The organism is uncultured Oscillibacter sp. (assembly GCF_910587525.1).
In the GTDB taxonomy this organism is placed as follows: Bacteria; Bacillota; Clostridia; order Oscillospirales; family Oscillospiraceae; genus Oscillibacter.
Genome location: NZ_CAJULS010000002.1, coordinates 15,801 through 29,614 on the forward strand (window position 1 = coordinate 15,801; position 13,814 = coordinate 29,614).

Below are 13,814 nucleotides of genomic sequence, written 5' to 3' on the forward strand. Positions count from 1 at the left end.
TGGTAAGTGGTTATTCTTTGTTTTCAAAGGAAAATAGTATGGCACCACAGTTCCGGCAAATCGTACCGGGGTACTGGGGGAGTGCGGAGAAGACTTTTGACGAAAAAGCGGACTTGGTGTGGTCCCCGACAGGACATAGACGAACAGCTTCTTTTGGCCGTTGAAAATTTTTCAATTTTCCCTGTTCGGATGTCCAAAACAGGCAGCCGCGAGGGGAATACACTGTTCCTGGCTCCATCCTATTGCCGCATTTGGGACAGTTCATCGGGCCCTCCTTACATCGTGCGTTCCACGCCCCACTCCTCGCGATCGCCGAAGGCGCACTCCGCGCCATCGATTTTCCACTCGTCCCCGAAAGGCCGCAGAATGAAACGGTAGCGGTAGCTGTAAGAGACGGGGTTCTCCGTGGACACCACGGCCTTTTTGGCGGACTTCATGGTGAAATAGACCGCGGGCTCCGGGGCATCGAAAAGATAGTCGTATTTGGCGGGCTTGCCAAAGCTCCCGGCGGCGCCCCATTTCAGCAGCTTCTCCGTACAGCGGGGGGTGACCAGCTCCAGATACCGGCGGCGGTACTCCTCCCACAGCGATTCCTCCGCCGGGGTCGACTGGTGGGGGGGAATCCCCGCCGCCGCCTGTTCCTCCCGGAGTTTCAGGGAGCGGGCGCAGATCTCCCGTTCCAGCTCGTTCCGCTGCCGCAGCAGCTCCACCAGCGGCGGCACCAGCGCCTCCGCCAGGGGCTGGAATTTTTCCGGGGTGTCCTGCATGACGATTCTGACGCCTTCCATTCTGTCAGCTTCCTTTCTGAATTGCGCCGGGACCGGGGAAGGCCTCGAAAAACAAAAACGCCTCCGTCTCCCGAAGAGACGGAGGCGCATCCTCCGCGGTACCACTCTCGCTTGCCGCCCCCTTGCGGGGCGCGGCCCCTTACGGCCCGCCAATACGGGCCGGCGGAATAACGCCCGCCACACGTCCTCGCTTACTCGCGTCGTCTTTCAGCGGGAGGCTCCAAGGGGATATTCACCGCCGTCCCTCACCGCCTCGCACCAAACGGCGGCTCTCTTGGCAGGGTCCCGGAGCGGTTACTCGTCCTTATCTACGCCAGATTATTCAATTATCCGTATCATACCACGTTTTATTGGTTTGTCAACCGCATTTTACGCAAAACTTTGGCTTCCGATTCCCGGTTTCTCACTGATACCGGTACCGCTGCCGGGTGTACTGGTCAATGGCCGCCTGAAAATACTCCCAGCTGCGAAACTCCAGCATCTGAAACCCCGCCTCCTGGTGAAAGGACACCACCCGCGCCTCTGCGTCCACCCAGATCCGCCAGACTTGCTCCCCATCTCTCGCCGTCAAGGTCCTTCCCCTCCATTCGATGGATACTGTCCTCATTTTATGCGATTATCGTATAAAAATCAATATGCAATTTTCGCATATCTTAGAATGGCGGAGGATGAATGGAGGGGAATATGGGATGTACCAGCGGATACGGGACATGCGGGAGGACCGGGACCTGCCCCAGCGGGCCCTGGCGGAGCTGCTCCACATCTCCCAGGCCACCTACTCCCGGTATGAGAGCGGCGGGCTGGATGTGCCCAGCTCTGCGCTCATTGCTCTGGCGTTGTACTATGGCACCAGTGTGGACTACCTGCTGGGGCTTACGGATGATCCTGCACCCTATCGAAGGTGAGGCGTTGAGTCTCCCTCTGCGGGGGACGGGGGGGGGACCGCCACGGGCGGGGACGGCGCACGGGCTTTGCCCGTGCTGGGAATGCACCAGCCACCACCATGGCTGTATCCCTCCCCGCCCGTCAGGGCAAGCAAAAATCGCCCTCGTGAAACACGAGTAAAAAGAGAGGGGGGGCCGCCCGCGCGGCCCCCCCATTTTCACTGGTATCTGTATTGCTTCCCGGTATACTGCTCCACGCAGCTGAGAAACAGCTCCCGGCTGCGGAACTCCATGAGCTGGCAGCCCTCCTCCTCGTGAAAGGACACGATGCGCCGGTGGTTGTCCACCCACACCCGCCACAGATTTTCAGCATTCCTTGTTTGCTCCATTTCAGAAGGCTCCCTTCCTAAATTTTTACACACTTTTCCACGGTACACAGCCCGTCTATATATAAGACGAAAGAGCGGGCCGTTTTGTTTCACATTTTCGGAAAATTTTTCAGAAATTTTCTTCGGCCTCGCGTTCCGCGGCCTCCAGCGCGTCCGCCGCCGCCGACACGTCCTCCAAAAAGGCGTCCCAGGCCTCCGGGTCCTCCACGTAGTACAGCGGGCACAGCTTCCCCGTCACGTCGTAGTGGCGGATCACGTCCTCCTTCGGGTCCAGACGGAACGCATGACACAGCCACGCAGTCAGCTCCACGCACCGCTCATAGGAGGGGCGGCTGAACACCCCGGTCTCGTCCGGGTGGCAGACCTCAATAGACACCGTGTCGCCGTTGCGGCTGTTGGAGGCGTAGGCGATCTCCGTCAGGGGAACGCACTGGATGACCTCCCCCTCCAGCCCGATGATAAAATGGCTGCTGGCGTAGGTCGCCGTGCTCCCGGAGGACAGGGACTCAAAGTAATTCCGGTTGGCCTGCGCCGTGGTGCCGGGGTTGCCCACGTAGTGGATGACCACGCCCTTGATCTTTTTCAGCGCCTCTCCTGGGCGGGACCACTCATTTACCGTGAGATAGTCCTTTTCCACATACGCCGGCACCGGCGTCTCCTCTGCCGGGAGGGCTCCGCCTCCCAGCAGCTTGGAGATGCCCGCGGCAATCACCGCCAGAGTCAGCGCCGCCAGCACGGCGCAGAGAATCACGAAGCGGGGATTCAGCCGCCTCTTTCTGTAACGCTCCATGGCTCAGCCAACGGTCCCCATAACCACGACGGATTCCGAGACCGTCTCCGGCCAGACTGCCTCCGCCGGCGGAGTCCGAACCCGGGACGACTCCCCGCCGTATTCCTCCGGGTACATCTCCGCGTAGGTCACCAGGTCCGCGCTTGTCACCAGGCCCAGCTCCATGAGGCAGGCGGTGACAGCGGTCATCTCCGGCCGCACACTGATGTCGATCCAGTCATGCCTGAATTTGTTCTGGTCCAGGCTTTGACGGAAGCTGAGACTCAGGCTCATGGCGTAGGCGGTGCCCCGGGTCTCCTCACGGGTGTCCAGCCAGTTGACCTGGCCCCAGCGGCCCGCCACGGCGTCCCGGGCCAGCGCCTCCAGAATGGCGGCGGCCTCCCGGTCGCTGAGGTCGTAGCCCTCGTCCCGGCTGTTGAGATAAATGCTGCCGCCGGTGGGCTCATAGCCGTCGCCGTTGGCGTGAATGCGCTTGAGGCGCATCTCCTGGCTGTTCACCAGCCGGTCCAGCAGATAGTCGTAAGTGCCGGACTGGCTCAGACGCTCCCGGGTCAGGGGCACGTAGTAAACTCGCCGCACCTTCTGGCCGCTGGTGGTGATATAGGTCAGGCTGAATGTGGTGTGGGTCCAGGGGGCCTCCTCATCCGCAAGTGAGGGGAGATCGGCCCGCTCCAAGTTGAGAATGTAGTCCCGGTCCGCGGCAATGGCGGCGTGGACCGCCCGCACCTGTTCCAGCAGTTCGTCCTCCTCCCCGGGATAGAAGGTGTAGCTATTGTTGTCCACGTTGAGCTCTGCCCGCTGGATCTGGCTGATCTCCGGCACCCGGCCCGCCGCGCCGAAAACATCCATTTTCAGCGCGCCGCAGACCACCGCAATCCCCGCCGCCACCAGGGCCAGGCCCTTCCAGCTGCCCCGGAACACCCGCAGAGTCTTGGCCAGCAGCATGGAGGCTCCGTAGTACCCGATGGCTCCGGCCAGGACCATACACACCGCCAGAGGCGCCATCTTGAAATAGTCGTCGTACCAGAACATGCTGTAGATCAGCTGGCCTCCCAGCAGGGCGGCCAGGGCCGCCACGCCGTACCGGAAGAAGGGCCGCATCCAGCCCACAGCCACCACGTCCCCGGCCCGCTCGCTCTGGCGGCGGCGGTAGAGGGCGAAGGCAAACGCCAGCAGCGCCGCCCCCGCCAGGGCGTACACGGCGATGATCCACAGGTTCTCCATGCGGACGGAAACCAGCTCATTTCTGACATACTCGCCGGCGGAATTGGTGATCTGGCGATACTCTGCGTTCGTCATTACGTTCCCGTAGAGATAGACCGTGGGGGACAAAAATTCCAGAAGGCCGGTGTAGTCCGTGCTGAACCCGAAGATGAAGCCCCTGGCGAAGTTGGACAGCAGCAGGTCCAGGATCGCCTCCAGGAAGTGCAGCAGCAGGTACAGCGCCGGCATGGCGAAGGCGTTGCCGGTGATGAAGGCCGCAAGCGTCGCGCTGGAGAAGTAGAAAAAGCTCTCCCCCAGCACGCCCAGAATGGTCACCAGCAGTCCCACCGGCTCGAAGAGGCCGAAGGCCGCCGAGGTGAGGACACACAGCGTCCCGGTGACGGCAAAGGGGATCAGCAGCATGGCCGCCCCCGCCAGAAAGCTGGTCACAAACAGCCCCTCCCGCCGGATGGGCAGGGTGTGCATCAGGCCGGCGGAGCGTGCGTTATAGAGGTAGTTCCACACCGCCATGGCGCACAGAAGGCCGTACAGCAGGCAGACCACAGGCACGGCGGCCTGTAAAACCTCGTAATACAGCTTGGTCATCTCCAGCGGCGCGCCCGCCGAAAACCCGGCGTACCCGCCGTACCGCAGCAGCTTGGACAGCATGGCCAGCGGGAACAGCGCCCCGATGAAGGACGCCCCGCCCCACAGGGGCCAGAACCTGGAGAGGTCCTTCAGAAACAGCGTTTTATTAAAGTACAATGTCTTTGACCGCATAGTCCGCACCTCCCAGCTCGTAAATAAAGATCTCCTCCAGCGTCAGCGGCACCGCGTCCACCAGCAGCGGGTTATACGCCGCCAGCCGCTCCGCGGCCTCCTGGGCGTTCATCCGCATAATTAAGGTGTGAATGCGGCCGATCTTCGAGGCGTGAAGCGCCGGCAGCTCGGGCGGGACCTCCGTCACGCCGTCCTGAAACACCACCTGGAGCTTTACCATGTTGTCCTGCAATTGGGCCAGGCTCCGCTCCAGCAGCACTTTGCCCCGGTCCATAATGCCCACGTGGTCGCACACGTCCTCCAGCTCCCGCAGGTTGTGGGAGCTCACCAGCACCGTGGTGCCCCGCTGGCTCACGTCCCCCATCACCAGCGACCACACCTGCCGCCGCATCACCGGGTCCAGGCCGTCCACCGGCTCGTCCAGGATCAGGTAGTCCGGCATGCAGCTGAGCACCAGCCAGAAGGCCGCCTGCTTCTGCATACCCTTGGAGAGGCGGCGGATGGCCCGCTTCTCGTCAATGCCGAAGACCTCCTTCAGCTTCTCGTACCGCTCCATGGAAAAGCTGGGGTAAAACCCCCGGTAAAAGCGGCACATGTCCCGGATGGTGGACTGGCTGAAATAATACCAGTCGTCGGGAATGACGCCCACCCGGGCTTTCAGCGCGTCGTTCTCCCACACGTCCTCGCCGCCGATCCGCACCGTGCCCGCGTCCTGGCGGTAGATGCCCGTCAGGTGGCGGATCAGAGTGGATTTGCCCGCGCCATTGGGGCCCACCAGGCCGTACACGCTGCCCGCCGGCACCGTGACAGCGGCCTCATCCAGGGCCGTAAAGCTGTCAAACCGCTTCGTCAGGCCATTTACTTCAATCATCGTTGTCCTCCCCCTCTCTCTTGCTCTGCGGCGCCCGGCGTCTCCGGCTCCTCCCGGACCAGCGCCGCCAGCTCCTCTGCCGAAACGCCTAGGTATTTCAGCTCTGCCAGCAGCTCCCGGGCCCTGGCCATCAGCTCCTTCCGGCGGGCCTCGTCCGCCCCGGCGCTGCCGGTGGCGAAGCTCCCCTTGCCGGGCACAGAGTAGATGTACCCCTCCCCCTCCAGCTCGTTATATGCCCGCTGGATGGTGTTGGGGTTGATGGACAGCTGGGTTGCCATCGCCCGCACGGACGGCAGCTTTTCATCCGGCCCCATGGCGCCTGTGACGATCAGCTTCCGCAGCCCGTCCTTGATCTGTTCGTAGATCGGGCGGGAGTCCCGGTAATTCAGGCTGATCATCCGCTCACCTTCCCTTCCGCGGCGGTCTGTCCGCCGCAAACTGTATTAACTGTACTAGTACACTTAGGATAACACGGTGCGCTTTCGTTGTCAAGAGCCTCTTTCCGATAAAATTTTCCCGCCCGCCTCTGGAAAATCCGTGCAAAATCCGTATTTTCTTCTTTACAATGGGAAGGATGTGTGATATATTTCGATAGGCGCGGAAGGCCGCGCCTGCGATTTTGCCCCTGTACTTTGTCCCGCGGAGCTTCACCGGCCCGGGGCACAGTACCGCGGGTCATTTTATGAAAGGTGGAAATACACTATGCTGCGCAAGGAACAGAAAACCGCTATCATCGACGCCAACCGCACCCACGAGACCGACACCGGCTCCCCGGAGGTCCAGATCGCCATCCTGACGGAGCGCATCAACGTGCTCACCGAGCACATGCGCGCCAACCCCCAGGACAAGCACTCCAACCGGGGTCTTTTGAAAATGGTTGGTAAGCGCCGCAGCCTTCTGGACTATCTCCAGAAGAAGGACATCGAGCGCTACCGTGCCCTGATTGCCAAGCTCGGCATCCGTAAATAAGATGAAAACAGGGCGGCGCGGGAAAACCCCGCCGCCCTTCTTTCCATTTTCCCCCAGCCCGCGTGAGAGCCGCATACTTTTAGCAGTTGAAAAAAGAGCTGGTCTCCGGCTCCCTTTTCAAGTGCTAAACGGTCCGGCTCCCCAGCGGAAACCAATACAAAAGGAGCAGGACTAATGTCTACGATTATCACCAAGAGGCAATTCCCCAACTACCGCAAGTACGAAATGGAGCTGGCGGGCCGCCCCCTCACCCTGGAGGTGGGGAAGCTGGCGGAGCTGGCCAACGCCGCCGTTATGGTGGGCTACGGCGACACCCGGGTGCTGGTGTGCGCCACCGCCTCCGCCCGTCCCCGGGACGGCATCGACTTCTTCCCCCTCAGCGTTGACTTCGAGGAGAAGCTCTACTCCGTGGGCCGCATCCCCGGCAGCTTCAACCGCCGGGAGGGCCGCCCCGGGGAAAAGGGCGTCCTCACCAGCCGGGTCATTGACCGGCCCATCCGCCCCCTGTTCCCCCACGACTTCCGCAACGACGTTTCCATCATGGCCACGGTCATGAGCGTGGACCACGACTGCTCCCCGGAGATCTGCGGCCTCATCGGCGCTTCCGCCGCCCTGGCCATTTCCGACATCCCCTGGCACGGCCCCGTGGGCGCGGTGAAGGTGGGCCTGGTGGACGGCAAGCTCATCTTCAACCCCACCAGCGAGGAGCGGAAGGTTTCCGACCTGGACGTGACCGTGGTGTCCACCGGGAAAAAGGTGGTCATGATTGAAGCCGGGGCCAACGAGGTGGACAACGACACCATGTTCCGGGCCATCCAGATGGCCCACGAGGAAAACCAGAAGCAGGTGGAGCTCATCAACCGGATGGTTTCCGAGATCGGCAAGGAGAAGTTCGACTATCCCCACGCCGACTTCGACGAGGAGCTGTTTGAGAAAATTGTCTCCGCCACCATGGACGAGGCCAGGGCCGCCATGGACACCGACGACAAAAACGTCCGGGAGACCCGGTGGAACGCCCTCATTGAGAAGTGGCACGAGCGCTTCCTGGACGAGTACCCGGAGATGGACAAATACCTGGACGAGATCACCTACAAGTTCCAGAAGAAGATTGTCAAGGCCTGGCTGCTGGAGGGCCACCGGGTGGACGGCCGCGCCAAGAACGAGATCCGGCCCCTGGCCGCCGAGGTGGGCGTGCTGCCCCGCGTCCACGGCTCCGGCCTCTTTACCCGCGGCCAGACCCAGGTGCTGTCCGTGTGTACCCTGAACACCCTGTCCGCCTGCCAGAAGCTGGACACCATCTGGGAGGAGACCGAAAAGCGGTATATGCACCACTACAACTTCCCCGGCTACTCCGTGGGCGAGGCCCGGGGGGCCCGCTCCGTCAACCGCCGGGAGAAGGGCCACGGCGCCCTGGCCGAGCGGGCTCTGGAGCCCGTCATCCCCTCTGAGGACGAGTTCCCCTATGCCATCCGCGTGGTATCCGAGGTGCTCAGCTCCAACGGCTCCACCTCCCAGGGCTCCATCTGCGGCTCCACCCTGGCCCTGATGGACGCCGGCGTGCCCATCAAGGCCCCCGTGGCCGGCATCTCCTGCGGCCTCATTCAGGACGACGACGGCTCCTTCACCACCTTTATCGATATCCAGGGCGTGGAGGACTTCCACGGCGAGATGGACTTCAAGGTGGCGGGCACCAAGAGGGGCATCACCGCCATTCAGATGGACCTGAAGAATGACGGCCTCACCATGGAGATCATCAAAAACGCCCTGGACATCACCTATGACGGCCGCTGCCAGATTCTGGACCAGATCATGCTGCCGGCCATCGGAGCACCCCGGACGGAAGTAAGCCGCTACGCGCCCAAGATGATCACCATGCACATCGACCCCGACAAGATCCGGGATGTCATCGGCAAGGGCGGCAGTGTGATTCAGAAGATTGTAGCGGATACCGGTGCCAAGATCGACATCAACGACGACGGCTCCATCTTTATCGCCGCCGCGGACGCCGCCGCCTGCGATGCCGCCAAGAAGTGCATCGACGACATTGTGTTTGTCCCTGTGGTAGGCACGCTGTACTATGGCCGTGTGGTGCGGCTGATGACCTTCGGCGCGTTTGTGGAGCTGGCCCCCGGCAAGGATGGGCTCGTTCACATCTCCAAGCTGGCGGACCACCGGATCGAGCGGGTGGAGGACGCCTGCAAGATCGGAGATATGATGTGGGTCAAGGTCACTGATATTGACGAAAAGGGCCGGGTGAATCTCTCTCATAAGGACGCCGTCCGGGAGATCAGGGCCAAAGAGGCCGCCGGCGAGCGGATTAAATAAATTCCTTTTTAAGGAGTTGGCGGGATGGGCCCCCTGGGGCCCGTCCCGCTTTTTGTCCCGCGGGGGACGGGGAATGCCGCCCCACAGGGCGACCTCCTTGCACTTTTGCAGTCAATATGATATCCTTTTCCATATTTGAAAAACCAAAAGGAGCTGATCCCATGGATACGATTGCCGCCATTGCCACCGGTCCCGCGGCCGCCGCCATCGGTGTCGTCCGGGTCTCCGGCCAGGGGTGTTTCGCCTGCTGTGACCGGCTCTTCCGGGCCGCCAGTCAAACACCTTTTTCCCGGCAGGAGCCCCGTAAAATGGTCTTTGGCGAAATGCTGGACGCAGAGGGCCGCGTCATTGACCGCGGACTGGCCGTCCGCTTTCCCGCCCCCCACAGCTACACCGGGGAGGACTCCGCCGAGCTCCACTGCCACGGCTCCCCCGTGGTGCTGCGGGAGCTGCTGTCCGCCCTCTTTGCCGCCGGGGCGCGGCAGGCCGGGCCCGGGGAGTTCACCAAGCGGGCCTTTTTGAACGGGCGGCTGGACCTGACCCAGGCGGAGGCCGTCATCGACCTGATCGACGCCGAGACCGCCGCCGCCGCCCGCAACGCCGCCGCCCAGCTGGAGGGCGGCCTCCGCCGGGTACTGGAACCCATTCAGGAAACCCTGCTGGACATCGCCAGCCGCTTTTACGCCGTAGTGGACTACCCGGACGAGGACATCCAGGACGTAAACCCGGCGGAGATCGCCCGGGCCATGGCCTCCGCGGAGGACGCCCTCACCCGCCTCCTGGCGGCCTGCCGCCGGGGACAGGTGCTGAAAAAGGGCGTCCGCACCGCCATCGTGGGCCTGCCCAACGCCGGAAAATCCTCTCTGCTCAACGCCCTGGCGGGCTATGACCGCTGCCTTGTCACCGACATCCCCGGCACCACCCGGGACACGGTGGAGGAGTCCGTCCTCTGCGGAGGAGTCCTCCTGCGGCTCATCGACACGGCAGGCCTCCGGGAGACAGAGGACACGGTGGAGCAGCTGGGCGTGGAGCGCTCCCGCCGGGCCATGGAGGAGGCGGAGCTGATCCTCCTGGTGGACGACACCCTGGCAGCCCCGGAGACGCCCATACCCCCGGCCCTCCGGGAGACCTTCCTCCGGCTGCTGAACGAGGTGGGCAGAGGGCGCGCGCCCTGGATCCTCGTGGCCTCCAAGCGGGACCTCACCGGGCAATCCGCCGGGTCCATCGGCGCCATCGGGGCCCCGGACTGGAGGTGTCCCGCCGCATACGTCTCCCTCTCCGCCCTCACCGGGGAGGGCATGGAGGACCTGGAGAAAGCCGTAGCGGACCTTTTTCCCGCTGGGGACAGCGGAGAGGCCGGCTCCCTTCTCACGGACCACCGCCAGGAGGACGCCGCCCGCCGGGCGCGAAGCGCCCTCCGCCGGGGCCGCGCCGCCCTGGAGGACGGCCTGACCCCCGACGCCGCCCTCACCGATGTGGAGGAGGCCCTGGACGCCTTGGGGGAGCTGACAGGCCGCACCGCCAGAGAGGAGCTGGTCTCCGCTGTCTTCTCCCGGTTCTGCGTGGGAAAATAATCTCAAAACCCGTTAAATATAGTTTACAAAACCATATCTTTGTGATACAATACCGTACAAAATACCGTTGACATCTTTTGAAGGAGTATTGTGCCATGTGTGATTCAGTCTCTTTGCAGGAGCGGATGCGGACCCAGCGCCCCGTGGACTGGGACCAGCTTCCGGATTTCTCCCTGTATATGGACCAGGTGCTCAGCTACATGGACCGGCAGGTTATTCGGTTTGACGAGGACGACGGCCTCACTGCCGCCATGGTGAACAACTACACCAAAAGCGGTCTTGTGCCCCGGGCGGAGGGCAAGAAGTACAGCCGGGAGCACCTGGCGTACCTCACCGTAATCTGTGTTTTGAAGCGGGTCATGTCCACCCGGGATATGGACCTGCTGATCCAGGAGGAGCTCCAGGGCGACCGCTCTGTTCAGGACGGCTACGCCGCCTTCTGCGACAGCCTGGACAAGGCGCTGAACCTCACCGCCGGAGAGATGGAAAGCCGCTCCGGCGGCGAGGGAGGCCTGGCGGACGCCGCCATCCACTTCGCCCTCCTGAGCTACGCCGCCGGCGTGGCCAGCAGCCGCTATGTGACCATGCTGCGGCAGCGGACCGCCCAGGCGCCGGAGACCGCCGCTCCCGCGAAAAAGGCGAAAAAGGAGCGTGGGCAGGATGCGTGAATTTACGATCATGACGGACAGCTGCTGCGACATGACCGCCGCCATGGCGGAGGAGCTGGAGCTGTCCGTCCTCCCCCTGAGCCTGCACATGGGCGAAGCGGTGTACCGCAACTGGCTGGACGGGCGGGACATCGCCTTCCCGGAGTTTTACAGCCGGGTGCGCGGCGGCCAGGACGCCACCACCGCCGCCGTCAGCGTGGGGGACTTCGAGACGGAGATGCGGCGCGTCCTCTCCTCCGGCCGGGACATTCTCTGCATCAGCTTCTCCTCCGCCCTGTCCGCCACCTATCAGTCCGCCTCCATCGCCGCGGAGGACCTGCGGCCGGAGTTTCCGGAGGCCAGGATCTGCGTGGTGGACTCCCTGTGCGCCTCCCTGGGGCAGGGGCTGCTGCTGTGGCTCTGCGCTCAGGAACAAAAAAAGGGCCGGACGGTGGAGGAGGTCCGGGACTTTGCCGAGAAGACCAAGGGAAAGGTGTGCCACTGGTTCACGGTGGACGATCTGAACCATTTGAAGCGGGGCGGGCGGATCAGCGCCGCCACGGCGCTGTTTGGCACCATGCTCTCCATCAAGCCGGTGATGCACGTGGACGGCGGCGGCCACCTTACTCCCGTCGGCAAGGCCCGTGGACGGCGGGCCTCCCTGCTGGCCCTGGTGGATGAGATGGAAAAAACCGCTATAGCCCCGGGAGAACAGACCGTTTTCATCTCCCACGGGGACTGCCTTGCGGACGCGGAGTTCATGGCAGAGGAGGTCCGCCGCCGCTTCGGCACGAAGGACATTCACATCAACTATGTGGGCCCGGTAATCGGCAGCCACTCCGGCCCGGGGACCATGGCACTGTTCTTTCTGGGCACGGCCCGGTAATTCCGGCGCTCCCGGAAAATGGCCTGCGCAGGGGCGCAGGCCCCGGTGTCTTTTGCTTTTACCGGTCCGGTCCTGCCGCGGGGCCCGCGGCCCTTTGCGGCCCATCCCCCCCAAAAAATTCGGACCATGATTTCACGAAAGGGGCATATCGCTTGAATTGGCTGGAAGTACACATTGATACCAACCACGCCGGCCTGGAGCCGGTGGAGGCCATGCTGTCCTCCCTGGATGTGGACGGCGTGGTGATTGACGACGAGACGGAGTTCCGGGAGTTTCTGGAGGACAACCGCCAGTATTGGGACTACGTGGACGAGGACCTCTCCCGCCGCATGGAGGGATTGTCCCGGGTGACCTTCTACCTCCAATCGGACGAGGCAGGCTTCGCCAAGCTGGGGGAGGTCCGCCTGGCCCTGGAGGACCTGCGCGCTCAGGGCCAGGACTGGGGCAGCCTCATGATGTCCCTGGACAACCTGGCGGACGAGGACTGGGAGAACAACTGGAAGCAGTATTACAAGCCCATTGAGATCGGAGATCGGCTGCTGGTGGTGCCCAAGTGGGAGGATGCGGATCCCGGGAAGCGGGTTCCTCTGTATCTGGACCCCGGCCTGACCTTCGGCACCGGGGACCACGCCACCACCCGGCTGTGCCTCACCGCCCTGGAAAAGGAGATTCACGGTGGGGAGCGGGTGCTGGACCTGGGCTGCGGCAGCGGCATTTTATCCATCGCCGCTCTGAAACTGGGCGCCGCTTCCGCCCGGGCGGTGGACATTGACCGCATGTGCCTGGACGTGGCCTATGAAAACGCCGCTCTCAACGGCATTGGAAAGGACGTCTACACCGTGGAGGTGGGAAACGTCCTCGCAGACGAATCCCTGCGGACAGACCTCGGCGGCGGATACGGCGTGGTTCTCGCCAACATCGTGGCGGATGTGATTATCGGCCTGGCGCCTCTGGTCCGGGGCTTTCTGAAAGCGGGCGGCCTGTTCCTCTGTTCCGGCATCATCCAGGGCCGGGAGGCGGAGGTGGCGGAGGCCCTGCGGGCGGCAGGGCTCACCATCCTGGAGACCCGGGAGCAGAAGGGCTGGTACGCCTTCACCTGCCGCTAGCGGCCCGCGGCAGGTGAAAATTGGTTGTTTTCACATTTTCTAAAGGTCCGTTTTGTGAATTGAGGGAAATCCAAAAATTCTTCCGCAAGACTGCTTGACACGCCTGGAAATATATGATATGTCGAATCAGGATAAGGGCAAAGCCGGTGAAGGCCGGTGACGCAAAGCTAAAGGGCCTTTCCGGTTTGGAGTGGCCGCCAGTTACGGCATGACGGATCTGTGGTCAGATGTAGCCGGATGCGTTACGCCATGGCGTAACGCATCTTTTTCTGTCCTGCGAACAGCAAAAGACAAGCGCCGCATGTTCTGTTCCAGACGTCCGGAACTCTGCATAAAATTCTGGAAGATTGGAGGGATCCCTATGAGAGGGAGGTCCTGCCGGAGACAGGTGCTCCCCGCCGCCGTTCTGGCCGAGTCCTTCGTCGACTGATCCCCAAATCAAAACTGCAAATGCCCTCCCCAACCGCCGTCCCTCCCGGGCGGCGGTTTTCTCTGTCCCAATCCGGCATTGTCTTCCCCGGTCTTCCCCGGTCTTCCCTGGTCTTCCCCGGTCTTCCCCGGTCTTCCCCGGTCTTCCCCGGTCTTCCCCGGTCTTCCCCGGT

The 13,814-nt window shown here is 62.9% G+C and carries 15 protein-coding genes, 1 riboswitch and 1 other annotated feature; of the genes, 7 read left to right on the forward strand and 8 right to left on the reverse strand.

Annotated elements, in window-relative coordinates; genetic code table 11:
• Positions 1-10 precede the first annotated feature (10 nt).
• From QZ326_RS13330 to QZ326_RS00365, 3 genes are all read right to left on the reverse strand, one after another.
• Positions 11-334: a PF20097 family protein gene (locus tag QZ326_RS13330; RefSeq protein ID WP_365327859.1), complete on the reverse strand. Its 324-nt coding sequence runs from the start codon at positions 332-334 to the stop codon at positions 11-13.
• Entirely contained in the window at positions 276-788 is a 513-nt protein-coding gene (locus QZ326_RS00360; protein WP_295739965.1) for a hypothetical protein, read from the reverse strand. Before QZ326_RS00360 ends, QZ326_RS13330 begins: the two co-directional genes overlap by 59 nt.
• 71 nt (positions 789-859) lie before the next feature.
• Positions 860-1,108: a binding site (T-box leader), on the reverse strand.
• An 83-nt stretch (positions 1,109-1,191) separates the two neighbouring features.
• A complete protein-coding gene (locus tag QZ326_RS00365; protein WP_295739968.1) occupies positions 1,192-1,359 on the reverse strand; it encodes a hypothetical protein in 168 nt (55 codons plus the stop codon).
• Between the two features lie 118 nt (positions 1,360-1,477).
• On the opposite strand from QZ326_RS00365, the gene QZ326_RS00370 reads away from it, so the two are divergent.
• Positions 1,478-1,693 carry a helix-turn-helix domain-containing protein gene (locus tag QZ326_RS00370; protein WP_295739971.1) on the forward strand — a complete coding sequence of 72 codons (216 nt, stop codon included), beginning with the start codon at positions 1,478-1,480 and terminating at the stop codon, positions 1,691-1,693.
• Positions 1,694-1,890: 197 nt separating this feature from the next.
• On the opposite strand, the gene QZ326_RS00375 is transcribed toward QZ326_RS00370, so the two are convergent.
• The 5 genes from QZ326_RS00375 to QZ326_RS00395 form a co-directional block, all read right to left on the reverse strand.
• Positions 1,891-2,061, reverse strand: coding sequence for a hypothetical protein (locus QZ326_RS00375; protein WP_016322248.1), 171 nt, complete (start codon positions 2,059-2,061; stop codon positions 1,891-1,893).
• A 109-nt stretch (positions 2,062-2,170) separates the two neighbouring features.
• Positions 2,171-2,851: an N-acetylmuramoyl-L-alanine amidase family protein gene (locus QZ326_RS00380; protein WP_295739977.1), complete on the reverse strand. Its 681-nt coding sequence runs from the start codon at positions 2,849-2,851 to the stop codon at positions 2,171-2,173.
• A gap of 3 nt (positions 2,852-2,854) precedes the next feature.
• Positions 2,855-4,834 (reverse strand): hypothetical protein, encoded by a 1,980-nt coding sequence (locus QZ326_RS00385; RefSeq protein WP_295739981.1) that lies wholly within the window; start codon positions 4,832-4,834, stop codon positions 2,855-2,857.
• Positions 4,809-5,705 (reverse strand): ABC transporter ATP-binding protein, encoded by an 897-nt coding sequence (locus QZ326_RS00390; RefSeq protein WP_295739984.1) that lies wholly within the window; start codon positions 5,703-5,705, stop codon positions 4,809-4,811. The genes QZ326_RS00385 and QZ326_RS00390 overlap by 26 nt, the downstream gene beginning before the upstream one ends.
• Positions 5,702-6,103 carry a GntR family transcriptional regulator gene (locus QZ326_RS00395; RefSeq protein WP_295739986.1) on the reverse strand — a complete coding sequence of 134 codons (402 nt, stop codon included), beginning with the start codon at positions 6,101-6,103 and terminating at the stop codon, positions 5,702-5,704. The genes QZ326_RS00390 and QZ326_RS00395 overlap by 4 nt, the downstream gene beginning before the upstream one ends.
• 304 nt (positions 6,104-6,407) lie before the next feature.
• Here QZ326_RS00395 and rpsO point away from each other — a divergent pair, with 304 nt between their 5' ends.
• The 6 genes from rpsO to prmA all read left to right on the forward strand — a co-directional run bounded on the left by rpsO (position 6,408) and on the right by prmA (position 13,212).
• A complete protein-coding gene (gene rpsO / locus QZ326_RS00400) occupies positions 6,408-6,674 on the forward strand; it encodes a 30S ribosomal protein S15 (protein WP_295739990.1) in 267 nt (88 codons plus the stop codon).
• 174 nt (positions 6,675-6,848) lie between these two features.
• Positions 6,849-8,999 (forward strand): polyribonucleotide nucleotidyltransferase, encoded by a 2,151-nt coding sequence (locus tag QZ326_RS00405; RefSeq protein ID WP_295739993.1) that lies wholly within the window; start codon positions 6,849-6,851, stop codon positions 8,997-8,999.
• A gap of 161 nt (positions 9,000-9,160) precedes the next feature.
• Positions 9,161-10,573: a tRNA uridine-5-carboxymethylaminomethyl(34) synthesis GTPase MnmE gene (gene mnmE, locus QZ326_RS00410; protein ID WP_295739996.1), complete on the forward strand. Its 1,413-nt coding sequence runs from the start codon at positions 9,161-9,163 to the stop codon at positions 10,571-10,573.
• A gap of 95 nt (positions 10,574-10,668) precedes the next feature.
• Positions 10,669-11,241, forward strand: coding sequence for a DUF1836 domain-containing protein (locus tag QZ326_RS00415; protein ID WP_295739999.1), 573 nt, complete (start codon positions 10,669-10,671; stop codon positions 11,239-11,241).
• Positions 11,234-12,106: a DegV family protein gene (locus QZ326_RS00420; protein WP_295740001.1), complete on the forward strand. Its 873-nt coding sequence runs from the start codon at positions 11,234-11,236 to the stop codon at positions 12,104-12,106. Before QZ326_RS00415 ends, QZ326_RS00420 begins: the two co-directional genes overlap by 8 nt.
• A gap of 152 nt (positions 12,107-12,258) precedes the next feature.
• Entirely contained in the window at positions 12,259-13,212 is a 954-nt protein-coding gene (gene prmA, locus QZ326_RS00425; protein ID WP_295740004.1) for a 50S ribosomal protein L11 methyltransferase, read from the forward strand.
• 126 nt (positions 13,213-13,338) lie between these two features.
• Positions 13,339-13,421, forward strand: a riboswitch (cyclic di-GMP riboswitch).
• Positions 13,422-13,814 lie beyond the last annotated feature (393 nt).

Coding starts and splice junctions, on each gene's coding strand:
- QZ326_RS00385 (WP_295739981.1), bottom strand. CDS start 4,834: ATGCGGTCAAAGACATTGTACTTTAATAAAACGCTGTTTCTGAAGGAC.
- QZ326_RS00375 (WP_016322248.1), bottom strand. CDS start 2,061: ATGGAGCAAACAAGGAATGCTGAAAATCTGTGGCGGGTGTGGGTGGAC.
- QZ326_RS00380 (WP_295739977.1), bottom strand. CDS start 2,851: ATGGAGCGTTACAGAAAGAGGCGGCTGAATCCCCGCTTCGTGATTCTC.
- mnmE (WP_295739996.1), top strand. CDS start 9,161: ATGGATACGATTGCCGCCATTGCCACCGGTCCCGCGGCCGCCGCCATC.
- QZ326_RS00405 (WP_295739993.1), top strand. CDS start 6,849: ATGTCTACGATTATCACCAAGAGGCAATTCCCCAACTACCGCAAGTAC.
- QZ326_RS00370 (WP_295739971.1), top strand. CDS start 1,478: ATGTACCAGCGGATACGGGACATGCGGGAGGACCGGGACCTGCCCCAG.
- QZ326_RS00360 (WP_295739965.1), bottom strand. CDS start 788: ATGGAAGGCGTCAGAATCGTCATGCAGGACACCCCGGAAAAATTCCAG.
- rpsO (WP_295739990.1), top strand. CDS start 6,408: ATGCTGCGCAAGGAACAGAAAACCGCTATCATCGACGCCAACCGCACC.
- QZ326_RS00420 (WP_295740001.1), top strand. CDS start 11,234: ATGCGTGAATTTACGATCATGACGGACAGCTGCTGCGACATGACCGCC.
- QZ326_RS00415 (WP_295739999.1), top strand. CDS start 10,669: ATGTGTGATTCAGTCTCTTTGCAGGAGCGGATGCGGACCCAGCGCCCC.
- QZ326_RS00395 (WP_295739986.1), bottom strand. CDS start 6,103: ATGATCAGCCTGAATTACCGGGACTCCCGCCCGATCTACGAACAGATC.
- QZ326_RS13330 (WP_365327859.1), bottom strand. CDS start 334: ATGGCGCGGAGTGCGCCTTCGGCGATCGCGAGGAGTGGGGCGTGGAAC.
- QZ326_RS00390 (WP_295739984.1), bottom strand. CDS start 5,705: ATGATTGAAGTAAATGGCCTGACGAAGCGGTTTGACAGCTTTACGGCC.